A 23269-nucleotide genomic window follows, 5' to 3' on the forward strand; every position below is an offset into this window, starting at 1 on the left:
GCTCCCTTCCTATACGTACACCTCAGTAGGAATGTTAAGCTGCTTGCCTAGCTGCAATAGATCATCAGCAACATCCGCATACACAACAGCAAAGTGAGGTTCATAGCCACTCTCCATAAGAGCATTTACTGTTTCAGAAACATCTCCGTTTAATCTTACTTCAACCGAGGTTCCTGAAAACGGTTGCGGAACATCTAGCGCTTCCCCCTTCATCACAAGAAGGCGATATCCGTCTGGTGTATACCCTAGTCTGAAGATTGTTACTTCTCCAGCTTTTAATCCAAAGTCCATCGTAAAGCCCATTTTACGGTTAGGATGCACGCCTGATTGTGCACCGGTTGACGGACTTGCGAGCGAATAAGCACCTGCTCCGCAATGCCAGAAAACAACCGAATTATTAGGTTCGTTCACATGAACGAGATCCCCGAGATACGGAGCGTTTCCTCCACTTAGTTCTTGTAGGATAAACATCGAAACCGCACCATGAATATCCGACTCACAGGAAGATACCACACCATCTTCGGTAAACTGAGATAGTGTCGAACACGCTGCTGCTCCTAATTCATTAAAAAATTCTGGCCAGCATCTAACAGCGAGTGCTGCAATATCTTCTTGTTCAATATACTTTTTCACATACGTGGAAAACTGTGCAAACTTCTTTACCGTTTCATCAGATCGATTCAACCCTATGACTTGCTGTTCAGCTCGATCGATGGCACCTGTCCATTCTTCCTCAGGTAGCTCTACACATTCTTGAAATGCTTTTAGGAGATCCATCTTTTTAAGTGTTACTCCCAGTTTTTGATGAAGAAGTTCTTCGTCTGTATCTGAGAAGAAGAAGCCAGGTGGATGTTCTCCAATCACTCCAATCTTTAGCTGCTTCAGCTTGTTAACCAAAACATTCACTCTGATTTGACGAGAAAGCTGCTTTTGAAGCTGCTCTTCGTCGGGGTTACCTAGTACGAATGTAAAAGGGTGACGATGATGCATGAGAACATTACTCGTGCTGTTTCCTCCAGTTAATGAATTAAGACGAAGCCTGCCGCCTACACTTGGTTCTCTTACAGACCATACAACAACAGGTTCGTTTCGATATTGAAGTACTTTCGCAATAAACTCACCATCTGCAAACGTAACGCTTTGATAGATGATAGAATCAATATTTTTATTGGTTAGCGTTTCAAGGAATTGCTGTAGATCTTCTACAGATGTAAGAATTTCTTCTGGTTCATACACTGTGTGGTACGTCTTGTTGAGCCATTCAGAGCTTTGCTTACGGTATTGCTCACCAGCTTCTAGATCAAATGTTTTTCTGCCAATTGGGATATATACGATTGTTGGCGTTTGCATAGTTGTCCACATCCTTCATATTGTTCTATCTTTAAAGCTGTTTTCGTATATTTTGGTGCTCTTGGAAGTGGTTGATCTCCGTTTCAGTTGCTCGCTTTCCGGGGGGCGTGCGGTGAGCCTCCTGCCGCTTTGCGCCCTTAGGAGTCTCCACCTGTCCCGCTGATCCCCCAGGAGTCTCGCACTTACACTACAATCAACTTGTCGATGATGTCTTTAAAAGAGTAAACAAAGGCAATCATCATTTAAAAGGAAAGAGTGATCTTGAATAAGTATAACAAAAGGTTACTACCTTTTTAAATATATTACTACCTTTATATTTATAAAAGTTTTCATAAGCTTAAAAGAATAAGGGGGACAAACCTATTCCTGTCCCCTCTGTAATTCTAGTTCGTTAATGATTCAAACAATTCCTTGTATGAGGAATTCTTTCTGTAAAATACAGGCGGTTTACCGATCGGTGCTTCAACTTCTGCATAACCGCCACGATATTCTTCTCCAGTCCATACGTGCACCCATTCATCTTCCGGTAAGTAGACGTTCCAATGGGTTGCGGCTTCTTCATACACCGGTGCCACTAGAAGATCTCTGCCGTATAAATATTGATATTGAATGTCATAAGCTGTTTCGTCTTCCTCATAGTGCATGAACAAAGGACGCTGTACTGGAATTCCTTTTTTAGCATTCTCCTTAACGATGTCTTTCGTATAAGGCGCTAACTTTACATAGATATCTGTCATACGAGCAATATGCTGCAGCGTCTCTTCATCACCATCAAATTGATAACAATCATCAGGACGATTTCCTTCATGTGTTCGCATGACGGGTGTAAAAGTCGCCATATCTGTCCAGCGAAGAAGGAGCTCTTTGCTTCGCTTGTTTCCATGAAGACTTGTATAGCCGCCAATATCACTATGGTGTAAACCACAGCCTGTCATACCAGCTGAAAGTGCAGCCGGGATAACAGAAGCTAATCCATCATCTAGTGACCAGTTCACACTTTGATCTCCACCCCATAATAGCGGACAATATTTTTGTATTCCCGTATAACCGGCTCTCATGAAGTATGTAACTTCACCTAATTTTCCAGCTTCACTCACTGCTTCATAATTTATTTTTGCCCAAAGTGCGGGCCATGCATTATGCATGATTTTAGCCGATTCACCGTTATAGAGTTGAACATCTGTTGGCAAGTATTCACCAAAATCAGCCATCCAGCCGTCAAGGCCAAAGTCAATCATGTTTTCTTTAATGACTGATTTGTACCACGTACAAGCTTCAGGATTTGTAAAATCTACGACTCCACAGTAGAACTCTCCAAAGTCAACAAGGTAGATGTCCCCTGTTTCATTTAGAGCAAGGTATCCTTTCTCTGCCGCGGTTTTGTAGAGATCACCTTCAACAGCAACGTAAGGATTAATATAGCCCAAGAAGCGGATACCTTTTGCTTTCCATTCCTCAATCTTTTGATCAAGATTTGGATACTCTTCACTGTTCCAACGCCAGTTCCACATCAATCTCTTTCCGAATGAAGTGATGCGTTTTCCTTGCCAGTCCTGACACCAAACTCCTCCGACTTTAATTCCTTTTTCAAGTGCTACGTCCAGCTTTTTTTGAACAATGTCGGTTCCGCCTTGTAAACCGAGCCAGATTCCGTTATACGTCCAATCTGGTAATTCAGGCTGTCGCCCAAACACATCAGTTAATTTCTCGACAAGCTCAACATAGCTTTCCGCTGTTTCAAATAGCACATATTTCGGGATGTCCCATATTTGAAGTTCATGATATTCATCATTTCGAAAATCAAAGTCAGCATAAGCCGTTGTTTCAACATGGCAATAATATTTTTTAGTAGAAATAAAGGTTGGTTGCGGATAGTTCGTGTTGTAGTAGTCACCACCTGCTTTATCTTTTACATCCGCCTGCCATGTTGTGTACGTGTTCTTATTTCTTCCAACACCAGGTTCCGAAGTCCATAATGGAAAGTTTTTGCCTCTCAGGTTAAAATGTGACAGCTGTTCACCGCAACCGTAGACTTTCTCGTTGCTATCTGCTTGTACCCGTAACCATAACCGGTTTATTTCTGATGAACGTTTTGTAAACTGAAGTTTTACTTTTCTGTCCTCTTCGGTGAGAAGAATTTCGAGATCTGTTGGTCCACCGTCAAATTTTGAAAAAGAAAGTTGAAAACCATTTTCCTCTTGAACAACATCAACATAACGAAGTCCTATTCTTTCTACTACATAATCGTGAATGTCAAAATTTCCTCGATACATGTTGATTGTTTCTTCCCCATATCCTACATAGAGCATGGGCTGCTGAAGAGAGTGATGAAAGAGAAGTCTGCCATCAGCAACAATTTGAAATCCATTATTTATTTCGTTCAAAACGAATTTTGTTTCATTTGTTTTAAGAGCCATAAGAACCTCCTTATTATGCTAGCTTTCTTGCTTCTTTTACTTCTTTTTTGTGCTGTTCACTTAAGAAGTCTGCATACTTCCGATTCCAAACCTTTAGCGAAAGGTAGATAAGAACTCCAGTAACAATTGCCAATCCTGCAATCGCTGGCCAGAAATACCCCGAAACGATTGAATCCTGATAAGCTAAACCAATCGGAGAGAACACGATGTACATACTCGCAAGCAAACTTAGCAAGATAAACGTTACGGGAAGTGCGTATTTCCAAGGTACCATGTCGACTTGTGCATTCGCTTTATACACATATGGTTTTTGCAAAGGCTTCCATTTCCCAATTGCGATCATAATTCCAACCTCTACGAAGAACAGAATCGCGTAAATATGGATAAAGTTAATGGTGGTTTGAATACCAAACAATTGATCCAAGCCCCAAACGAGCAAGTAGTAGGTAATAACATGGAAAATGATTACTACTTTTGCAGCAAGTGCAGGAATTCGCTTAGAGAAGATACCAACAAGAACAATTGTGATGATCGGAATATTAAAGAACCCTGTAAAGCGTCTGATCAGATCCCAAAGACCATCAGGTGCGTTCATCAGTAATGGTGAGATAAAGAATGATACAAGTGCAATAACTGTACCAAACCATTTACTCATCCGGATCAACTGATCGTCAGTCGCTTTCGGATTGAACTGCGGTTTATAGATATCAAGAGCAAACATGGTTGCTGCTGAGTTAAGCAACGAGTTAAATGTACTAAATACCGCTCCTAATAGAACAGCTAGGAAGAAACCTGATAAGTATTTTGGCAATACATCTGCTACTAATGTTGGATAAGCAAGATCAACCGGGCTTAATCCTCCTCCATATAGGTGGAAAGCGATAATACCAGGAATCATCATAAATAGTGGAATCGCAAGCTTATAGAAACCAGAATAAAGCACACCTTTTTGACCTTCTTTTAAGTTTTGTGCTCCAAGCGTACGTTGAATAACGTACTGGTTTGTTCCCCAATAGAACAAGTTTGCAAAAATCATACCCGTAAAGATGGTCCCAAACGGAACCGAGTCCGTACTCGATCCGATCGCATTTAGTTTTTCCGGACTGTTTGTTGCAATGGTCTTCATGCCCTCAAACATGTTCCCATCTCCGAGTGCTAAGAAACCTAGAGCAGGCACTAAAAGTCCTACTATCAAAAGTCCGATTCCATTAATCGTATCCGATACAGCAACGGCTTTTAAACCGCCAAAGATTGCGTATACTGCACCGATGATTCCGATCACCCAAATTAAGAGCCAAACCGATTGCGTGTAGGAAATGCCTAAAAGACCTGGCACATCAAAGAGTTTAAGAATAGTCAGTGCACCTGAGTAAAGGGTTGATGGAATCGTAACTAAAATATAGCCCAGCATAAATAGCAAAACCGTATAGCGACGAACCCCCTCATCAAATCGCGTGCTGAGAAACTCTGGCAATGTTGTAAAAGCTCCTCCTAAATATTTCGGTAATAGATAGAGAGCCATGATAACAATCGCAAAGCCAGCCGTTACTTCCCAAGCCATGTTGGACATGTTCGTTCGATACCCTTGTCCATTCAAACCGATCAAGTGCTCAGCAGAAAGATTGGTAAGAAGCAGTGATCCGGCGATAAATGTCCCATTCAACCCGCGTCCTGCTAAGAAATAGCCCGTAGAATCTTCTGTCTCCCCTTTTGTTTTTAAGTAAGAGATCCATGCGACCAGTCCCATAAAAAATGTACATGATAAAAGTGTAAATCCAATGCCTGAAAACATATCGAACACCCCTGTCCTTTTAAATAATGATAGTTAAAACAAGACTTCTATGTTGTCACCGATAATTCCAGGATAAGCTCCCTTTTCTATCAGCTTTTTTCGATCCGGATGTGCGATCAGCCATTTATTCTTCATAAAAAGCAAGTGATCTTCATCAGTACTTTTTTCACGCTCTGCTGGCGCAACTTCTAACGGTTCATTCGTTCCTTTTGGTAAAACAACAATGCATTTGAATCCTGATTCTTGAACTTTACAAGGTGCAAAGTGCAGTGTCGTCTCGTATATTTCAATTGCCGTTCCTTCAGGAATAAAGAAAGCCCTTACATTATTCGAATGAAATGTATTATTTTCGATATCCTGTACTTTTCCAAGAAGGAGAACTAAATCAGTCACTGCTATATTGATCTCACTTCCTTTGTGATATTCAAGGCCATTTAACGTTGAATTCCGACCGTTGCAATACCCAATCTGGGCAGGCATCTCACCATAAAAGTAAGTCTCAATTTGTTTTTTTACGAGATCGTCTTCCAGAATCGGTTCTGAAGCCACATAAACATTTTCATGCTCTGGAATTTTCGTAGATTGCTTCATCGTGTTCATTAAACGTGTAAAATCATAGCCTGTAATCACTTTTCCATAACTCTTGAATGAATCATCACTAACATGCTCTATAATCATGCTGTTTTCTTTCATGTTTACGTGTGACAACTTATTACCTCCTCTTTTTCAAAAAACAATAACATAGGTATCTTTATTAAAACATCACTACCTTTTGTTTTAAAAAAATTCAGTCAATATAGATGTTGCTTTTTATTCTATGAAAACGCATTCAAAATTGCAAGGAGTTTTTTACATACAATTGTTTACAAATGCTCTTTTTAGTTGGTAGACAAGGATTTTTCATTATAAAAAAACTTGCAGACAACGTCTACAAGTTTTCTTTTTGGGAGGTTTCTAACTGTTAAAACGTATGTGCGGAATCTTTAGCACGAGCAATGGCATTTTCTTTAATTTCATTCGCTTTATCTGGCATGGCCGCATGTCCTTCAACAAACAATCCTTGGAACGATGGAACGCCAAAAAATTGCATGATCACGCTTAAATAACGGTGCCCCATCTCCATTGCTGCTGCAGGTCCTTCCGAATAGATCCCGCCGCTAGCTTGTATATGTAGTGCTTTCTTGTTCGTTAATAGTCCAACAGGTCCTTGCTCTGTATACTTGAACGTTTTTCCTGCTACCGCCACTGAATCGATGTATGCTTTCATAACAGGTGGAAATGAGAAATTCCACATTGGTGTTACGAAAACATATTTATCAGCCACTACAAACTGCTCACAAAGCTCTGAAAGTCTTCCCACTTTAGCTTTTTCTTCTGCAGAAAGCTCTTCAAATCCTTTACCAGATTGCAGTTTACCCCATCCGCTAAAGACATCAAGGTCGATGTGAGGAATGTCCTCTTTATACAAATCCACATGAATCAATTCATGATCCGGGTTAACTTTTTTGTATTCATCAATAAATGCTTTACCAACAGCCATGCTGTAAGAGACTTGATCATCATGAGGATGCGCTGTAATATATAATACCTTTGTCATGTAATTGACACTGCCTTTCAGTTTTTTCTTTTCTAAATTACCGTTGCTTTGAATGTTCTTTTCACTTCTATGCAAGTTGATTGGAGCGGAAGGTTGCCGACTCCTATGGGACGAGCGGTCAGGTGAGACCCTTAAGGGCGCAAAGCGGCAAGGTGCTCACCGGTCGCCCCATGGAAAGCGAGCAACCTGGAGCGGAAATCAACGACTTTCAATGAACTGCAATCACGATTTATCATAAGGATTCCCAGCAATGTTCGCCCTCACTTCATCTGTTAAAAGAAACGGCTCTTGCAAAGTATCATCATTGAAAACTTCAGTGTTTAAAAGACTCCCATCATAGTGAGTCGGTCTATCTTCATTCATCTATCCATTCACCTCCAACAGAGATAGTTTAAACGGTTGTTTAACTTTTAATTCATACAAAAAAAGCTATCTGCATAAAACAGATAGCCATAGCAAAAGGTTTGAAAATTAGTAGCGTTGTCCGCCTAAAGCTTGTGCTACAAGACGCTTAGTGATTTCTCCACCTACAGATCCGTTTGCACGTGAAGTAGTGTCTGGTCCAAGGTTTACACCGAACTCAGAAGCGATCTCATACTTCATTTGATCAAGAGCTCCTTGAGCTCCAGGTACTGATAATTGGTTGCTGTTGTTTTTAGCCATTCTATTCACCTCCCTTTCATTTCTACTCTTATAATCCCACTAACTTTCAATCTTATTCATAACCTTAGAAAATTTTTTTCAATGTTTCATTAGGTGTGTGTGTATTTTATTATTTGCTTAAGTATGGATACAGTTTGTCCAAACATTTTAAATATGTCTGCATAAGATATGGAGAAGAGAGGATACACCGAATATTCTCTTTTCGGAAGTTCTATATGGGGGGAATTCATTGTGAGTTTCATTAGTATCTTAAACGGGGTTCTATCTTCTAAAAAACGTGCTAAAAGCAAGAAAAACAAGAAGAGAATTGGCTAACCCAATCAATTAAAGCCACAAAAAAAGCTAGCCTTATGGTTAGCTTTTTTTCATATGGCACGAAAAGAATCCATTCCACTTATTCACTGGCTTCTGCAGCCATCGCTATGGCTTTTGTTTCATGAACGGTGCCAAACGGATGCTCTGGTGGTGCATAAATAGCGTAGAGTTTAATCGGTTTATTTCCTGTATTCGTTAAGTTATGCCATTTTCCAGCTGGTATCATAACTGCAAAGTCATCATACACATTGGCGGTATAATCTAACTGGTCAGGACTGTCACCCATTTGTACAAACCCTTGGCCTTCTTCTATCCGGAGAAATTGATCAGTGGTCGGATGCACTTCTAAACCAATGTCCTCCCCCACTCCAATACTCATCAATGTTACCTGTAACTTATCTCCTGTCCAAAGAGCAGTGCGGTACGTCTGGTTTTGCTTAGTAGCTTCATCAATATTTACTACAAAAGGCTGTCCTCCATAATCTTTTAATTTAATCGGTACTCGTTTTTTTAACCATCCTATTCGTGTTGCATCTTCACACTTCTGATAATAGGTCTGTAGCAAAACCTGTTGAACATGTGGCTGCTTACAGCGATAATAGTCATGCTGATAACGCTGGCAATCCATTAGTTCTGCTTGATGAGCTTTTCTCAATCCCTCCTCATAACTACTATAAGATAAGACATTATTTTGGTATTCAGGCAGTTTTCCTGTAAGAGCCGTGAACATTTTTACTAAATCATTCAGATTGGACCTTTTACATTCCAAAGCATAAAGGATATTATTCTTATGAATCTGATTAGGAGCTTCATTTGCCAACCGATTGTAAAAATCCACAAGGAATTGCTCTCTAATAATTCCCGAATATAGGGCTTCAAATTCTTGTTGTTCCAGATCAATCATTCCCTTCAATGACTTATAATTTCATCATATGCCTATGTCATTAGAAAGTACGTTAATATATTCAACTGCAATAGAATGCCATTCACACTTTGAATGGACAAAAACTTGTCTACAACTTATAAAGAGATTAACCCATACTAGTAAGAGAAAAGACTCAACATTTGGTTAGGAGTATCTAAAATGACGAATATTTTAATTGTCGATGATGATCGTAATATCTTAAAGCTTATAGATACTTTTTTATCAGAAATCGGTTATAAGGTATATCAGGCTCAAGATGGTTTAGAAGCTTTAAAAGTCCTGCGGCATACGAGCTGCGAGTTAGCTGTTGTAGATGTGATGATGCCTTATATGGATGGATATCACTTAACCAAAGAGATACGTCAAATTTACGACATTCCCATTATCTTACTAACTTCTAAAAATCAAATTGAAGATAAAGAACAAGGCTATCTATCAGGAACTGATGATTATCTTGTTAAACCGTTTGAACCGAAAGAATTACTCTTTCGAATTAAGGCTTTATTAAGACGGTATGATAAGCAATCAGATTCAGCAACTGTTACTTTAGGAAGAACGATCATCAACAAAAAAAGCTATGAAGTACATATCGGTGACGTTACGATCCTTTTACCACTAAAGGAATTCGAACTTTTGTATTTCTTCGTATCTAACCCGATGCAGGTATTTTCACGTGTTCAATTAATAGAGCACATCTGGGGTATAGATTATGAAGGAGATGAAAGAACAGTAGATGTTCATGTCAAAAGATTAAGAGAACGTTTTTCAAAATTAACGGATGATTTCCAAATTAAAACCGTCCGAGGAGTCGGATATTTGTTGGAGGCAAAAAAATGAGGTCACTGTATACCAAATTTGTTGTTATAACAATAGGGATTATGCTTTTAAGCGGCGTATTAGCCTTTTTCGCCTCCAATACATACTATCAGCAAAAATTAAAACCTGCTAATGACCAAAAAAACACAAAGATTGCGCTTGAGATGGCCGCCTTTGTCGAAGAACACCCGACCATCAACCTGAACGAATACTTGAAGAACCTATCTACAATCGGCTATCAAATCTACCTTGTAGAAAGAACAGGGAAGGAAATGTACTTCGGAGCAAAATTTCGTAACACGAGACTTCCTTCCTCAACAAAAGACAGTGTATTAAATGGTGAGGTCTATCATGGGATTCTTCATTTTCCAAAGCAAACATTTGTAACTGGTTTTTTTGCAAACGAATTGAGTAATTCGATCGGTGTTCCGCTAACGCATCGCGAGGAAAATTATGCGCTGTTTATCCGACCCGATATTAAACTTCTTTTTAATGAGATGCATGTTCTATTCGGCTGGCTTTTTGGTCTGATGATTGTCATCAGTATTTTGATGGTAGTCATAAGTGCAAAATATTTAGTAAAACCAATATCCAAATTAACCATTGCCACAAAATCACTCTCACAAGGAAGCTATTCTGTTGAGCTTGATACGAGGCGTAGGGATGAATTAGGCGTCCTTTCTCAGAGCTTCAAACAGATGGCTCGAAAGCTAGAACAATCAGATGAGATGCGAAAAGAATTCATCTCAAATATTTCTCATGATATACAGTCTCCACTATCGAATATAAAAGGGTACACCAACCTGTTAGAAAAAGATGATCTGAGTTCATATGACCGAATGCAATACATATCTGTTATAAATGGTGAGATCAGTAGACTCTCAAACTTAACGAAACAATTACTACTTCTTGCATCATTAGATCGGAACGAAGATATTTTACAGAAAAAAACGTTCAATCTTTCACAGCAGATTAAAGAACTGATTCGAAATTATCAATGGTTAACAAATGAAAGAGGCGTCATGCTTAGCTATTCATTACCAGATACCGAGTTCTTCGGCGATCCTTCTCTATTGAATGCCGTATGGGATAACCTTCTAACCAATGCTATTAAATATAATAATCCTGATGGCAGTATTGAGATAGCTGTTGAAACGAGAGGAAAATCGATATTCATCACCTTTAAAGATACGGGGATAGGCATGACCGATAAAGAAGTAGAAAGAATCTTTGACCGTTTTTACCGAGCTGATGTTGCCCGATCGCGAACTGTTGACGGAACAGGACTTGGTCTATCCATCGTTGCTACAATTGTGAAACTTCACGGTGGTCATACAGATGTGAAGAGCAAGGAAAATGAAGGAACTACGGTCGTGGTTGAATTACCTATAGATTAATCCATTTCAAATATATCAGGCATTATTAATGGAATCCCATTGGTGATGCCTGATTTATTTATGTCTCCTCTCCAATTCTAAACAACTTGATTTGTAACTTGTTATTCATTCTCCGTTCATATAAGGACCATAAACTAAAGGATGTAAAAAGATTGGAGGAGACGTTATGAACATTGCATGGAAAGAAATAAAAAAAAATAAAGGTAGGTTCTCCATATTAGGTTCAATCATCTTTTTAATTAGTTTATTAACTTTTATTATTTCTGGTTTGGCCAATGGGTTATCACAAGATAACGCTGCCTTAATTAAAGACTTGCCGAACGGCCAGTTTTATATGAATAATGACGCAGAAGAAAATTACAACCTCTCTAGAATTGATAATAGGCTTCAAGAGCAAGTGTTAAACAAACATAAAAATGCTGCTGCACTCTCTATACAAATGGGATTTCTAAACGATGAGAGTGACAAACAACGAAGCGTTGCTTTTGTTGCTTCTACCGATTCTAAATTATTCCAATCAGTGGCACCCGGGGAAATCGTTCTAGACCGTTCATTAGAGAAAGACGGAATTAAAGTTGGTGATACCTTAACACATAAACCATTCAACGAACCGCTTGTTGTTAAGGATTTTGTTGACCAAAAAAAGTTCAGTCATGCTCCAGTTGCTTTTCTGAATATGGAAGATTACAAGCAGATGTATCGAGCTGAAGAAATGCAGCTACTTTTCATACCAGGTGCAGATGAAACACTAAATTTCAAAGAGCTGCAAACTTTCTCGAATAAAGAATTCCTTTCTACCATTCCGAGTTACAGTGCAGAACAAATGTCTTTGAATATGATCGTTTGGTTTCTAATCGTTATTAGCGGTATGCTGTTCGCTATCTTCTTCTATATGATGAACGTTCAAAAGATTGGGCTATATGGCATATTGAAAGCAATCGGCGTAAAAACAAGTGATCTGTTTAAAATGATGTGGACACAAATGCTATGCATCACAATCATATCCCTTACTCTTTCTGTTGGTTTTAGCCAATTATTCAAGGAAATTGCACCTAAGGATATGCCTTATCATTTAACGAACGAAACCACGCTGCAATTGTCCATCGTCTTCCTGGTGATTGGATTTATTGGAGCTACGCTATCTGGTTTACAAATTAAAAAAGTTGAACCTTTACAAGCCATACAACAAGGAGAGGTTTAATATATGGATATTTTTACGATTGATGAATTACGAAAAACGTTTACGAATGGTGACATGAAAGAAGAGATATTAAAAGGAATAAACCTAACGCTTAAAGAAGGTGAGATTACAGCGTTAGTCGGTCCATCGGGGTCTGGTAAGAGTACCCTGCTAACCATTGCTGCAGGACTGCAGCCCGCATCAGACGGGAATATTTTATTTAATGGACATAACTTAACTTCCATGACTTCAGAGGAAATGCGCAGCATAAGAGCGAAGAAATTCGGTTTTGTTTTCCAATTTGCACATCTTGTCCCGTTTTTAACCGTTCGGGAGCAATTAAGCCTCATGTTAGATGTATCTGAAGTGAAAATGAAAAATGAAAAACGTGAACAAGAAATTGATTATATTTTAGACAGTGTTGGTTTATCTCATCGAAAACATGCTTATCCCTCTTCTTTATCCGGTGGAGAGAAACAGCGCGTCGCTATCGCTCGAGCGGTTATCCATAAGCCGAAAGTTCTCTTTGCAGATGAACCGACTGCAAGTCTGGATACAAAGAAATCTAAAGAGATTATGTCACTCATCCAAGACCTAACGAAAACCTTAAACATTACGACTCTTATGGTCACCCATGACGAGGAAATGCTTTCTTATGTTGATCATGTTGTAAAAATGAGCGATGGTTTGGTTGTGTAAAATAAAATATACCGTTCAATGCCTATTGAGCTTGAACGGTATATTAGGGTTAAAAAGGCTTTTTTGCGTCCACTATTAAAGATACAAAACCAAGTTTCCCGTTTTGATTTCTATGATCAAAGCGCATAGAGCGATAAATATATCCTTCACTTTCATCCCAATCCTGTGTATGAAAATTTCCTTTCTCATCACAATATTCTAAAAGAGTAACAGAAAAACCCGCTTTTCTAAACATAGATGTAATTGTTCTATAATTATGTACAATCTTATGACTTGCAGCAGGATGATCTTTCGGCCCAGGACCGCCTATTTGTACACCCATTTGATAATCTTTATCAGGAAAAAAGCCATCTGGTACTGCACAACGAATGTGGCCACCTGGCTTTAAAAAATCAAAGCAAATCTTTGCCGCCTCGACTCCCTCTGCAAAAGTCAAATGCTCCCATACGTGTTCAGCTAAGATTGCTTGTAACGATTCACCTGAAAATTGCCTCTCCCAATCAAGCCGCTTTAATAAATTTAGTTCTGACTCCTGCGTCTGCAGCCAATTGGGATTATTATTATACTCACCTGCACCGATTACAACTTTCATATCAGCTTGTTTATTCAATCTAGAAAACACGCCCTATCGTTCGGAATTTGAATTATAAAATTAATTCCCGTGCAAAATTGTTTTTCATAAACGAACTCAAAACAGGAGTATCATTATAATCTAAATAATTAACATCTTACGTATTTCCGCTTAAAACCAACCTGACCTTTATCTATCGCCTTTTGAATATTTTCAGAAGCGAGTAGATACTTCGCTTTTTTCTTGTCCTGTTTCATTTCTACCGGTCCTATAGCGTTTGCTGTCTCAACCGCTTTTTCATGTAATGGCACGTAGGATACCCCTACTGTATAGACAAAATTATTCATTGAAGATTTTGTTCGTTCAGGTGCATCATGAATAGTATTTTTTATGACCTCAAGCATTTTATCTAACTTCGTTCTTGAGAATTTGCTGTCTGGCCGATTACCTAATAGCCAGCAGTAACAACTCCAACCTGCTGACATCTTGAGCTCATCACCGCTTGCAATCCATTTGTCCGCCACCTCTTGTGCCATTTCAGTTTCAGAAAGTGTGACTGCTACTACATAATCGGACAACATATAAAAATAAGCTCCGTCAATCCAACGCTCAAAATCATTTTCGGTCATAACCGTCGGATCAGCTATGATTCCTGCAAAGTACATCGCATCGTAATTTCCTGTCGCGTAAAGCTCTTCAGCTAAGGTTTGATTTCCTTTAATCTTTTTAGCGATAGGCTTCATGGCACCAGTTGCTACACCAAACACCGGTTCTTTGGCACCATTGGATATATACATCTTCTTGGTCCGTTCCTTGCCAAGAGCTTCAAGTTCCTGCATCACATCTTCTGCATTCATTTATTACACTTCCTTTTTAGTACTTACGTATTGTGTAGGAAAAGGGCACAGCTAGTTTTGACTGAGCTAAAACTTTATCCTTAATTATCCCATTCTCTTCTTCTCGACTGCTTATTCATATTCCTCTTTCATCGAAATCGACTTATGCATAAAAAAGAGCGCTTTTTCCACTACAGAAAAGCACTCATTTGTTTAACTATTTCTTTAACTTGTTTTTGTTATGAATGCTTTTGCGGAATCAGAAACCTTTTAACTGTGTTATTGCTTATTCTATAATTTTACAATCACTTCAGTTCCATCTTGCGCTTTCACATTAACGAGCTCTAATCCTTTGTGCTTTTTTAGCTCTTTAATAATAGGTTTCAGTTCTGATTGATCTATGGAAGGAATGGTGAAGGCTATGTTTTTCTTATCTAGATGAGGTTTCGACCATTTGTTTACTTGTCGAATTAATAACTTAGAAGTGATAATAGATATCCCTATATTTAATAGGACATAAGGAACAGGAAATGAGAACTTTGCCTCTTTTGTTTTCACATTTACATGTAACATGTTTGCATCCTCTACTCAATCGTAATTGAAACGGTATCCCCGTTCGCTGACTTCACATCAACAATCTGTCCATCCAGTTCGTTTTCAATGGCTTCAAGTATTAGATTAATATCAATATCTTTTACATATTGTTCAGATTGAGGAATCTTTAAAGCAATGTTGTGACCTGCTGCTAGTACAACCTTTACTAGTTTGATGGGTAGGTTCACATTCACATTGTCATTCTCAGATACAACACGGATTTTCAAGGTTTTGTCGATGTAATTAGAAGAATTATGAGACGTATAGCTTAATGGCTTAACAGTAGTAGAGTGTTCTTTTTCTTGTAAGACTTGAATTAATTCTGAACCTTTATCTGTATCAATCTTACCTTCTTGCACCATCGTTAAGACTTTCTCAATCTCACTTTTCATTTTATATCCTCCTATTCATCCTTTAGCATTTTGATTGCTTCATCTGGAGAAATTTCTCCGCGCTCAAGCATCCCAACAATCTTTTTCTCATCGACCTCATTCTTCTTTTTGGTTTCATATCCTAATGAAGAGGCTATATCGTTCAGCTTGCCTCGAACGGTTGGATACGATATCCCTAGCTCTTTTTCAACCTCTTTAATATTGCCTCTACATACAAGAAAGACTTCCACAAAATGAAGCTGTTCTTTCGTTAGTGACGCAAATTTTGACAATTCGAATTCGTTCTCAATTGTCGTGTGACAATGTGAACAGTGAAGTTTAGTTATCTTTAACGTTTGTGAACAAACCGGACAATTTGTAAGTAATGGGTGAGCCATCTCATTCTCCTTTCATATCGATTAATTAGATTATATACCTTATAATTAATTATGTGAATAGTTTTTATTAAAATATTAATATTTAGAGTTGAATAAATTAATTTTATTGATAATAATTGTTTATTATTTAAATTAAAACTTAACATTATTAAAGCTCCTATAAAAAAGAGACTTCCCTTATTAGAAAGTCTCCGTGAGTTTAGATGTAAATGTTTGATCTAGAAGTTTGTGTTCTTGTAGTAGATCAATATTTCGCTTCTTGCTCGCATAATCATTAATTTGTTTTCCAATGTTCGCATAAAGCTCTAAATGTTCAAGCTCTGATAGCGGAACCCACTTAACAGCTGTCTGATTTGGATCAGGCTTATCCGGCAATCTAGGTTTGGACCCACTTTTCAATGTACAATCAAACAGCATGACTAGCGTGTGTGTTTGACCATACTTATTTTCGTTTAGATGAGGAGCATACTCATAGACAAAAGCTAATGGACCTACCTCCACATCAATATTCGCTTCCTCCCTTGCTTCCCTCTTTACAGCTTCGATCAGAGATTCATGAGGTTCCGCTCCACCAGCTGGAAAATCATAAAAAATTCCCCGATATGGATCATTAAACTCTGTTAATAATATCTCATCATTTTCAATAATAAGTGCGCCTACTCTTACTCGAATATGATAGGTCATGTCATTAATCCCCCGTTATCAATTAATTTTATGAAAGTCTTGTCCCATACTCTTTCAACGCTTACTAACTCCTCGTCATTGAACGCTAATCTATAGATATCCGGTTTTGTTGTGCTGTAGAGAAAATCTAAGTCAAAAGAAGAATCAAAATAATTCATCATCAAGGTCATAACGGCACCATGAGTTCCGATTACCATATTTTTATCTTTATACGTATGTAAGAGTTCTTTCAAAACTTGAACTGCCCTCTTTTGACAAGCTGCATTTGATTCGCCATCCTCAAGAGAGAAATTAAAGTCTACAAATGATTTTTCTAATAGAGGACCGAGCTCATTATCTTCTAATCTATTGGAACTCGAAGAAAATACTCTTTCTCTTAGACCCTCAATAACCTCAACTTCTTTCCTTATATGTAAAGCTATCTTTTCTATCGTTAAAATAGAGCGGCGGTAAGGGCTCGAAACTACAATATCAATCTTCTTGTCTTTTAGAAGTTCAGTCACACGACAAGCATCTTCATACCCTTTTTCGGTTAATCCTCTCGTCCGTTCATTGCCTTCCTTTGGTGAGTCACCATGCCTTACCATGTATACGATTGTGTTCATGAGACCTCCGATACTTTTACTTAGAGTTTAACTAATAAAATCCTAAAAAAACAATAGAAAAATAAAAGATAATAGATTGTCCATTTTGGTATTTTCTTAAGATTACGAAAGGAAGATATTACTTTAATTGATAACAATGATAAAAGGAATTTCTATATTATAAGAACTCCCTATTTTTCTCACTTCCGTTTATCACTATTTCTTTTGTTTCTGGAAAATGAGGGCTGTAATAAATAATGTAGGCAAATAAAAGACAACACCAAAAGCTATTAAAAATCCTATTCCATCTCTAGTAGAAGGATCACTGGTGCTTTTAAGTAAACTGATGATTAATAAAACAAATAAGAGTAATCCTATTCCGAAAATCTTTAAAAATCTCAATGTACTCACCTTTCTTTTTAATTAGATTTACCCTCTTCCTATTCCAATTATTTCAAATTATTGCGTTTTTCTCAATTTAGATCATCTCATAAAAAAGGTACATTTTCCTTTTATAGAAATAGGCAAAGTATAATAAATGAATTGAAATTATATTTACCAAAGCTTTCCCTTATTAATGCCGTTTGTTTTTTGGTGAGAATAAGTAATAGCCCATAAACATAGAAGATAATGCTTGTGGTTATAAAACCATAAAATAATACTGTTATAGAAACTGGCCCCCATACCTGGATGAATGTCCAGGTAAATCCTAATAAGATTTTTGGAAATAAGATTACTAAAATCAAAATTGCAACGAATAGCAACGTATGTATGGATAAGATTAAAATCCTTTTGCCTTTTAATGCTCTTCTTTCTCGTTGTTTTCTAATTATCTGTCTTATTGTTCGTAGTAATAATAGGATAAAAATAACACCAAGGACAGTGAGTATACTAAGAAGAACGGTCGCTATTTTGTCCAGCTTTTGATAACTATCAGTTTGGTTGGTTGAAACACTTTTACCTTCCCATATATCCATAACACTTTGGCCGATCGATGTCGTAAAACTTGAATTCATATTAGAAAGGATTGCTACACCTAATTCTTTATCTGGCTGCATAATGATAAACGATGAATATGTTGGATTCTGCCCCTCATGCTGAATATATTGTTTTGCTTCCTTTTTTACAACTTCCCATCCGCTGGCATAGTAAGAATTCTTATCAAAAGCATCCACCGATCGATCAGGATGGTGCGATTCTTTAATGAGTTGCTTATCAAACTCTTTATTCGAATCATATCCTAACTGTAAATTCATCCATTTCGCAATGTCAGTAGTGTTGCTGATGATATATCCAGCGGGTATGTTTCCACGATAAATAGGGGGTGTGTATTTCTGCTCTCTCAAAAATCCTATCTTGTAGCCTTGTGCGACCATTGAAGACTGAACTTGGTGGAGACCAACGAAGGAATCTTTCATCCCTATAGGTTTTAATACCTGATTTTTTATGTGAAGATCATACGGTTGTTTCGTTACATTCTCGATTACGAGTCCTAGAACATCGTAATTAATTGTTGCATATTCAAACGTGCTTCCTGGCTTTCGATTCAGTTCCTGATTCAATAATGTCTTTACGTTCAATTCAAGTGCGTTTGAAGCATTACTTTCAGGAATTTGCGCTATAGAATTTGATGCGATTCCGCTTGAATGATAGAGTAACTGATTCAGCGTAATGGTTTGAGGTTCTCCCTGATATGTAAGCTTCAACCATGGAATATACTCTTGAACACTATCAGAACGTTTTAACTTCCCTTCCTTCTCCAAACGAAGAATGGCCAAACCGGTAAATGCCTTAGTAGTTGATCCAATCTCAAATAATGTGCTGCACGTAACAGGTGTTTTCTCTTTCACGTTTTTGTAGCCGAAACCCCTTTGATAAACTGTTTCACCCTTTTCAACGATAACTAGTGATATACCTGGAATTTTACTAATATGTCTTTGCTTTTCAACCAGCTCTTCGATTTTCTCCATTTTTCCACTTGATTCAGCGATTACTAAATGAGCAGCTAGACCATTCAATCCTAGAATCAATGGAACCAAAAAGCTAATTATTCTTACTAATTGTTTCATAACTTTTTCTCCTTGATGGCAATTTCGCATGAATAATAGATGCATAGATCAATCTATATTTTACAGTTAAACCCAGTTATATAATACTAATTTCATTTCAATTTTCCAAAAATTAGTTTTATAGTGTTATTTGTTATACCTTATAAATTTCAAAAAAAGAGCACTGTTAATATCATTTTGATTAACAGTACTATTAAACGTTATTTATATGTAAAAAGAGAATCTCTTTTGGAAATACACTCCTGAAGAAACGCACCCGTTTGTTGCAGAATACTAGATAACTTCTATTAACAATTAATAAATAAATATCCCGTTAATTTGATCGATGATATCTTTCAATTTGTAATTGTTTATTTTAGCTTTGTTAATGAATTCATCAAGGTTTTCGTATTCTTGATGATCTAGATTATAAAATTTAGTCAAACAAATCCCAGTCGCTGTAGGAGTAATAGAATATTCTTCATTATCGAATTTGAATTCAATATCATGTCCAATTTCAAGATACTTTTTTAATTCTTCTAGATCCATTTCCTGCTTCCTTTCTAAAGAAAAGCACCCTTTTGTGGAATAAAAGATACAGACGATTATTCCAGCAGATTATTTTTCAAATCGAACTAAAGTTTTTTCTGGTAAAACAAGCTGATCAATATTAAATCCGTAAATCGGAAGTATTACTTTACCTACTCGTTTATCACGTTCTTCCCCTACCCAACAACTATATAACTCAAAATAATCCCCTTTCTGAAGGTACTTGTCCATAATTTTACATAGTTCTAATAACTTTTGTTTTGACTCATTAAGTGTATCCTCATTTATATACTCTGTGATTTCAATTCCCCAATGACTCGATACCTCATAAACAAAGGGCGTAGAGAACTGATATTTTCTAACACTGTCTAATTCTTCATCTCCAGCAAAACAAGCACCAATATATATCAACTCTTCTGATTCACTATCATTCACCTGTACATTACAACCAATGTAACTTGCTAAACTCATTTGTAATCACCTCTTTTGCATAATACTAAAATTTAATTCACTAAAAAAGAGCACTTCTCCTTCTTAAAGAAATGCACCCGATCGTAATATAAGGTTATCTAGAATTTCTGGTTGACCTTTTGTTAAATAATCAATGTTTGCTTCATAAACATAAAAATCTGATAGGAATTCTTATTGTCTGTTATCCCTTTCTTTACTGAGACCAAGACCACATTCAACTATTAAGTGCAACTTATGAAAATGAATTTTTGTTATATAAAACATGCCGTTTTTCTGTATAGACATATTGACAGGAATTAATTTATATCATAAATTATACATATAATAACTATGCATAGATTTACTATGTATATGGAGGTGAACTGTTTATGAAGATAAGCAAAGAATTGCTTAAGGGTAGTACTACTACTCTTATTTTGAGTTTGCTTAATTCTAAACCAATGTACGGCTATGAAATTATCAAAGAACTGGAATCAAAGTCTAATGGGATTTTTAGTTTAAAGGAAGGCACGATCTATCCCATCCTTCACACCCTTGAGGAGAAAGAACTAATTGTATCTTACTGGGGCGAAGGGACTGGAAAGAGAAAGAGGAAATATTACAAGATTAATGACCAGGGTAAAGAATTTATTCAAGAAAAAAAAGAAGAGTGGTCCGTTTTCAAGAATGCTGTTGACGAAGTTTTAAGTGGGGAGAAAATCGTATGGGATTAGATAATAAGTTTGAAATATATATTAGAGATTTGTGTAAACGGATAAAAAATAAGGATGTACATGCCCTTATAAAACTGGAAATCAACGATCACCTTCATACACTCAAAGAGGAGGCCATGAGTACAGGACTTTCAGAAGAAGAGGCTATAGATCAAGCATTGGCACGTATGGGAGATGCAGGAGTTTTGGGGAAGCAGCTTAACAAAACACATAAAGCCCCTATGGATATGAAAACCTTGCTGTCCGTGCTGACAACTTCTCTATTTGGGCTGCTAATTATGTATTATTTGCAATTTCATTCGGCTTTTACAGAGCTTCAAGAAATGAAAGTTTTCAATAAAAGTCTTGTCTTTTACCTGTTGGGTGTCGTGCTCATGCTAAGCCTATTTATGTTTGATTACAGAAGATTGCTGAAGTATTCTAAGCACCTATATGCTGCAACAATCCTCATACTTTTATTAACCGTTCTCATTGGTGTTAGAGTCGATAATGTTCCATTTTTAGATGTAGGCTTCGCCAGTATTAATTTCACCGAAATCACACCATTCCTTTTGGTCATTGCCATTTCAGGAATCTTTCATTCCTGGGACTGGCATGATAAACAAAAGTCTTGGTTTGGAGTAGCTCTTATGTTAATACCTATTTTCATATTGTCGACTACAGGAGCCTTTGCAGCTACTACTATTAGCATCATTGTCTCTGTTGCAATCATGCATACGTCAAGGTCCAGCCTGAAGCAAACGATAACATTCGCAGTTGCTGCTTCTATATGGCCTATCTGGAATCTGCTGGCTCTTTCTCAGAGATATTCTATGTTAAGCCCCTATACCAATCATAAAATAGGTGAGGCTTATTTTATAGGAAGTACCCTTCAGGTGACCCCAAGTTTCATTTCTGAGGTCCATACTGATCTTATATTGGCGTACATCATCTATTCGTTCGGGTGGCTAGCCGCAATCATTGCCTTAGCCCTGGTTATATTTTTTATTTGCAGAATATCGATTACCGCCAAAAATGTGAATCACCCTTATGGAAAATTACTTATTACAGGATTGGCAGCAGTCTTTTCAGCTCAGTTTATACTAAGCCTACTGACGAATCTCGGTTTATCTCCACTGACTGGCGTATCCGTCCCATTCATGAGTTATGGAGGTTCACATTTATTGCTGGAGATGATATCCGCAGGACTGATTCTCAGCGTATATAGAAGACGAAAAACCAAGGAGACAGTTTGCTTGACTCACGGTCCGCAAAGCACTTAAAAGCTACCCCCGTTATTGACCACCAGTGCTGCAAAGAATCCATTACTAAAATCTCAGACTATTTCCAGTCTGAGATTTTTTAATGGTCTACTTTATTGATGATAGAAAAGTGCGAATCATAAATTGGGTTCATTGGTAATTAATTCTCAATTCGTTTATTTACCTCAATTGTAATGAACTCAGGCAAATAATTGGGAGTACATCCTTTTGATACCATTTCATCTTTGAAAAGACCCGTTTTCTCCCCAAGTTTAATACAACGTGCTCGATACTTTTCATCATAAACGCCTATCCAGCCTGCGGTGAAATTCATAGCCCATTGAACTTCCGGTTCTTCCTGCATAATAGTAGCTTCAATTGCAGATAGTAAGTCTTCGGTGTTATCTGGCGGTGTTTGTCCAGTCCATCTCAATCGACCTTGAAAATACCAGAAGGCTCTCCTTTGAAGAGCAGAAGGGCTATTTTCCCATGACTCCATCAATGCTATGTTCTTCTTGTCTTTGGTGAGCTGATTAGCCATTAACCAATCCATTAAGTTATTTCGCTCATCAAGAGTGTGAGTCTGCATATCCTTATCAAGCTTATTTAGTACATCTTGTGAAAGAAGTTTTTTGTCCATAATTAAGATTGCCAATAGTCTTGGTACAAAATCTCCGGTTGACCAAAGTTCCATAGCTAGTTCGTGATCTTTTTTTATGTCCTTCGCGATTTTTCGTAAGTCGCCTAGCTTCGTTTTAGTATTAAACTGAGATAGAATGTTTTCTGCTTTCGAAGAGAGTTTTATTTCTGTGCTTTTATTTTTATTCATTTGACACAACTCCTTATTAAAGCAATGTTTCATATTATGTTATTGGCGAGATATATCGTTATAAGTCTTGTTGCATACAATTTTACCATAACAATGTAAAAGGAGTGATTCATTTCACCGTTACTTATGTTACGGTTCCCAACTACTAGTGCTAAACTACACCTTCAACAATCTGGCCGGATTTATAAAGAAAGGACACATTTCTTATTACAGAAACGCACCCGATAGT

25 protein-coding genes are annotated in these 23269 nt (G+C 37.4%); 6 read left to right on the top strand and 19 right to left on the bottom strand.

All coding sequences use genetic code 11. The annotated features are described in order from the left end of the window. Positions 1–9: 9 nt before the first annotated feature. The 8 genes from sftI to IHV12_RS03445 form a co-directional block, all read right to left on the bottom strand. Positions 10–1350 carry a sulfoquinovose isomerase gene (sftI, locus tag IHV12_RS03410; protein WP_197189806.1) on the bottom strand — a complete coding sequence of 447 codons (1341 nt, stop codon included), beginning with the start codon at positions 1348–1350 and terminating at the stop codon, positions 10–12. A 383-nt stretch (positions 1351–1733) separates the two neighbouring features. Next, positions 1734–3767: an alpha-glucosidase gene (locus tag IHV12_RS03415; protein WP_197189807.1), complete on the bottom strand. Its 2034-nt coding sequence runs from the start codon at positions 3765–3767 to the stop codon at positions 1734–1736. A 13-nt stretch (positions 3768–3780) separates the two neighbouring features. Further along, positions 3781–5559 carry a solute:sodium symporter family transporter gene (locus tag IHV12_RS03420; RefSeq protein ID WP_197189808.1) on the bottom strand — a complete coding sequence of 593 codons (1779 nt, stop codon included), beginning with the start codon at positions 5557–5559 and terminating at the stop codon, positions 3781–3783. 33 nt (positions 5560–5592) lie between these two features. Continuing rightward, positions 5593–6267, bottom strand: a complete 675-nt coding sequence (locus IHV12_RS03425; protein WP_231618250.1) for a DUF4867 family protein — start codon at positions 6265–6267, stop codon at positions 5593–5595. Positions 6268–6520: 253 nt separating this feature from the next. Beyond that, entirely contained in the window at positions 6521–7156 is a 636-nt protein-coding gene (locus IHV12_RS03430) for an FMN-dependent NADH-azoreductase (protein ID WP_197189809.1), read from the bottom strand. 222 nt (positions 7157–7378) lie between these two features. Further along, positions 7379–7519, bottom strand: coding sequence for a hypothetical protein (locus tag IHV12_RS03435; protein ID WP_197129168.1), 141 nt, complete (start codon positions 7517–7519; stop codon positions 7379–7381). Between the two features lie 108 nt (positions 7520–7627). Continuing rightward, a complete protein-coding gene (locus IHV12_RS03440) occupies positions 7628–7819 on the bottom strand; it encodes an alpha/beta-type small acid-soluble spore protein (protein WP_066397779.1) in 192 nt (63 codons plus the stop codon). 394 nt (positions 7820–8213) lie between these two features. Next, entirely contained in the window at positions 8214–9038 is an 825-nt protein-coding gene (locus tag IHV12_RS03445) for a cupin domain-containing protein (protein ID WP_197189810.1), read from the bottom strand. A gap of 180 nt (positions 9039–9218) precedes the next feature. On the opposite strand from IHV12_RS03445, the gene IHV12_RS03450 reads away from it, so the two are divergent. The 4 genes from IHV12_RS03450 (at position 9219) to IHV12_RS03465 (ending at position 13151) form a co-directional block, all read left to right on the top strand. Then, entirely contained in the window at positions 9219–9896 is a 678-nt protein-coding gene (locus IHV12_RS03450; RefSeq protein ID WP_197189811.1) for a response regulator transcription factor, read from the top strand. Further along, on the top strand, positions 9893–11272 hold the full coding sequence (locus IHV12_RS03455; RefSeq protein ID WP_197189812.1) for a sensor histidine kinase: 1380 nt from the start codon (positions 9893–9895) through the stop codon (positions 11270–11272). Before IHV12_RS03450 ends, IHV12_RS03455 begins: the two co-directional genes overlap by 4 nt. 166 nt (positions 11273–11438) lie before the next feature. After that, positions 11439–12473, top strand: coding sequence for an ABC transporter permease (locus tag IHV12_RS03460; protein ID WP_197189813.1), 1035 nt, complete (start codon positions 11439–11441; stop codon positions 12471–12473). 3 nt (positions 12474–12476) lie between these two features. Then, the gene (locus IHV12_RS03465) at positions 12477–13151 is read left to right on the top strand and encodes an ABC transporter ATP-binding protein (protein ID WP_197189814.1); all 675 of its coding nucleotides are present in this window, start codon (positions 12477–12479) and stop codon (positions 13149–13151) included. A 49-nt stretch (positions 13152–13200) separates the two neighbouring features. Here IHV12_RS03465 and IHV12_RS03470 read toward each other — a convergent pair whose 3' ends face one another. The 10 genes from IHV12_RS03470 to IHV12_RS03515 all read right to left on the bottom strand — a co-directional run bounded on the left by IHV12_RS03470 (position 13201) and on the right by IHV12_RS03515 (position 20257). Further along, positions 13201–13743 carry a class I SAM-dependent methyltransferase gene (locus tag IHV12_RS03470; protein WP_197189815.1) on the bottom strand — a complete coding sequence of 181 codons (543 nt, stop codon included), beginning with the start codon at positions 13741–13743 and terminating at the stop codon, positions 13201–13203. Between the two features lie 128 nt (positions 13744–13871). After that, complete coding sequence (locus tag IHV12_RS03475) at positions 13872–14579, bottom strand: DNA alkylation repair protein (protein ID WP_197189816.1); 708 nt, start codon at positions 14577–14579, stop codon at positions 13872–13874. 270 nt (positions 14580–14849) lie between these two features. Next, positions 14850–15131: a hypothetical protein gene (locus tag IHV12_RS03480; protein WP_197189817.1), complete on the bottom strand. Its 282-nt coding sequence runs from the start codon at positions 15129–15131 to the stop codon at positions 14850–14852. Positions 15132–15142: 11 nt separating this feature from the next. Further along, on the bottom strand, positions 15143–15544 hold the full coding sequence (locus tag IHV12_RS03485) for an SHOCT-like domain-containing protein (protein ID WP_197189818.1): 402 nt from the start codon (positions 15542–15544) through the stop codon (positions 15143–15145). An 11-nt stretch (positions 15545–15555) separates the two neighbouring features. Next, the gene (locus IHV12_RS03490) at positions 15556–15921 is read right to left on the bottom strand and encodes a DUF2089 domain-containing protein (protein ID WP_197189819.1); all 366 of its coding nucleotides are present in this window, start codon (positions 15919–15921) and stop codon (positions 15556–15558) included. A 180-nt stretch (positions 15922–16101) separates the two neighbouring features. Further along, positions 16102–16605: an NUDIX domain-containing protein gene (locus IHV12_RS03495; RefSeq protein ID WP_197189820.1), complete on the bottom strand. Its 504-nt coding sequence runs from the start codon at positions 16603–16605 to the stop codon at positions 16102–16104. After that, positions 16602–17210: a histidine phosphatase family protein gene (locus IHV12_RS03500; protein WP_197189821.1), complete on the bottom strand. Its 609-nt coding sequence runs from the start codon at positions 17208–17210 to the stop codon at positions 16602–16604. The genes IHV12_RS03495 and IHV12_RS03500 overlap by 4 nt, the downstream gene beginning before the upstream one ends. Positions 17211–17701: 491 nt before the next feature. After that, positions 17702–19258: a class A beta-lactamase-related serine hydrolase gene (locus IHV12_RS03505; RefSeq protein ID WP_231620620.1), complete on the bottom strand. Its 1557-nt coding sequence runs from the start codon at positions 19256–19258 to the stop codon at positions 17702–17704. 294 nt (positions 19259–19552) lie between these two features. Further along, positions 19553–19786 carry a hypothetical protein gene (locus tag IHV12_RS03510; protein WP_197189823.1) on the bottom strand — a complete coding sequence of 78 codons (234 nt, stop codon included), beginning with the start codon at positions 19784–19786 and terminating at the stop codon, positions 19553–19555. Between the two features lie 69 nt (positions 19787–19855). Beyond that, positions 19856–20257 (bottom strand): hypothetical protein, encoded by a 402-nt coding sequence (locus tag IHV12_RS03515; RefSeq protein ID WP_197189824.1) that lies wholly within the window; start codon positions 20255–20257, stop codon positions 19856–19858. Positions 20258–20625: 368 nt separating this feature from the next. On the opposite strand from IHV12_RS03515, the gene IHV12_RS03520 reads away from it, so the two are divergent. Then, positions 20626–20970, top strand: coding sequence for a PadR family transcriptional regulator (locus tag IHV12_RS03520; protein ID WP_197189825.1), 345 nt, complete (start codon positions 20626–20628; stop codon positions 20968–20970). Further along, positions 20961–22232 (top strand): FtsW/RodA/SpoVE family cell cycle protein, encoded by a 1272-nt coding sequence (locus IHV12_RS03525; protein ID WP_197189826.1) that lies wholly within the window; start codon positions 20961–20963, stop codon positions 22230–22232. The genes IHV12_RS03520 and IHV12_RS03525 overlap by 10 nt, the downstream gene beginning before the upstream one ends. A gap of 139 nt (positions 22233–22371) precedes the next feature. On the opposite strand, the gene IHV12_RS03530 is transcribed toward IHV12_RS03525, so the two are convergent. Then, positions 22372–23040, bottom strand: a complete 669-nt coding sequence (locus IHV12_RS03530) for a DNA alkylation repair protein (protein WP_197189827.1) — start codon at positions 23038–23040, stop codon at positions 22372–22374. Between the last annotated feature and the right edge of the window lie 229 nt (positions 23041–23269).

It is taken from the genome of Fictibacillus sp. 7GRE50 (genome assembly GCF_015903875.1).
Classification (GTDB): domain Bacteria; phylum Bacillota; class Bacilli; order Bacillales; family Fictibacillaceae; genus Fictibacillus; species Fictibacillus phosphorivorans.

Excerpts from the sequence above, each read along its gene's own strand:
- IHV12_RS03490 (WP_197189819.1), bottom strand. The coding sequence starts at position 15,921 with ATGGCTCACCCATTACTTACAAATTGTCCGGTTTGTTCACAAACGTTA.
- IHV12_RS03480 (WP_197189817.1), bottom strand. The coding sequence starts at position 15,131 with ATGTTACATGTAAATGTGAAAACAAAAGAGGCAAAGTTCTCATTTCCT.
- IHV12_RS03435 (WP_197129168.1), bottom strand. The coding sequence starts at position 7,519 with ATGAATGAAGATAGACCGACTCACTATGATGGGAGTCTTTTAAACACT.
- sftI (WP_197189806.1), bottom strand. The coding sequence starts at position 1,350 with ATGCAAACGCCAACAATCGTATATATCCCAATTGGCAGAAAAACATTT.
- IHV12_RS03450 (WP_197189811.1), top strand. The coding sequence starts at position 9,219 with ATGACGAATATTTTAATTGTCGATGATGATCGTAATATCTTAAAGCTT.
- IHV12_RS03460 (WP_197189813.1), top strand. The coding sequence starts at position 11,439 with ATGAACATTGCATGGAAAGAAATAAAAAAAAATAAAGGTAGGTTCTCC.
- IHV12_RS03430 (WP_197189809.1), bottom strand. The coding sequence starts at position 7,156 with ATGACAAAGGTATTATATATTACAGCGCATCCTCATGATGATCAAGTC.
- IHV12_RS03520 (WP_197189825.1), top strand. The coding sequence starts at position 20,626 with ATGAAGATAAGCAAAGAATTGCTTAAGGGTAGTACTACTACTCTTATT.
- IHV12_RS03485 (WP_197189818.1), bottom strand. The coding sequence starts at position 15,544 with ATGAAAAGTGAGATTGAGAAAGTCTTAACGATGGTGCAAGAAGGTAAG.
- IHV12_RS03500 (WP_197189821.1), bottom strand. The coding sequence starts at position 17,210 with ATGAACACAATCGTATACATGGTAAGGCATGGTGACTCACCAAAGGAA.
- IHV12_RS03525 (WP_197189826.1), top strand. The coding sequence starts at position 20,961 with ATGGGATTAGATAATAAGTTTGAAATATATATTAGAGATTTGTGTAAA.
- IHV12_RS03465 (WP_197189814.1), top strand. The coding sequence starts at position 12,477 with ATGGATATTTTTACGATTGATGAATTACGAAAAACGTTTACGAATGGT.
- IHV12_RS03445 (WP_197189810.1), bottom strand. The coding sequence starts at position 9,038 with ATGATTGATCTGGAACAACAAGAATTTGAAGCCCTATATTCGGGAATT.
- IHV12_RS03530 (WP_197189827.1), bottom strand. The coding sequence starts at position 23,040 with ATGAATAAAAATAAAAGCACAGAAATAAAACTCTCTTCGAAAGCAGAA.
- IHV12_RS03440 (WP_066397779.1), bottom strand. The coding sequence starts at position 7,819 with ATGGCTAAAAACAACAGCAACCAATTATCAGTACCTGGAGCTCAAGGA.
- IHV12_RS03470 (WP_197189815.1), bottom strand. The coding sequence starts at position 13,743 with ATGAAAGTTGTAATCGGTGCAGGTGAGTATAATAATAATCCCAATTGG.
- IHV12_RS03475 (WP_197189816.1), bottom strand. The coding sequence starts at position 14,579 with ATGAATGCAGAAGATGTGATGCAGGAACTTGAAGCTCTTGGCAAGGAA.
- IHV12_RS03495 (WP_197189820.1), bottom strand. The coding sequence starts at position 16,605 with ATGACCTATCATATTCGAGTAAGAGTAGGCGCACTTATTATTGAAAAT.
- IHV12_RS03510 (WP_197189823.1), bottom strand. The coding sequence starts at position 19,786 with ATGGATCTAGAAGAATTAAAAAAGTATCTTGAAATTGGACATGATATT.
- IHV12_RS03420 (WP_197189808.1), bottom strand. The coding sequence starts at position 5,559 with ATGTTTTCAGGCATTGGATTTACACTTTTATCATGTACATTTTTTATG.
- IHV12_RS03515 (WP_197189824.1), bottom strand. The coding sequence starts at position 20,257 with ATGAGTTTAGCAAGTTACATTGGTTGTAATGTACAGGTGAATGATAGT.
- IHV12_RS03415 (WP_197189807.1), bottom strand. The coding sequence starts at position 3,767 with ATGGCTCTTAAAACAAATGAAACAAAATTCGTTTTGAACGAAATAAAT.
- IHV12_RS03455 (WP_197189812.1), top strand. The coding sequence starts at position 9,893 with ATGAGGTCACTGTATACCAAATTTGTTGTTATAACAATAGGGATTATG.
- IHV12_RS03505 (WP_231620620.1), bottom strand. The coding sequence starts at position 19,258 with ATGAAACAATTAGTAAGAATAATTAGCTTTTTGGTTCCATTGATTCTA.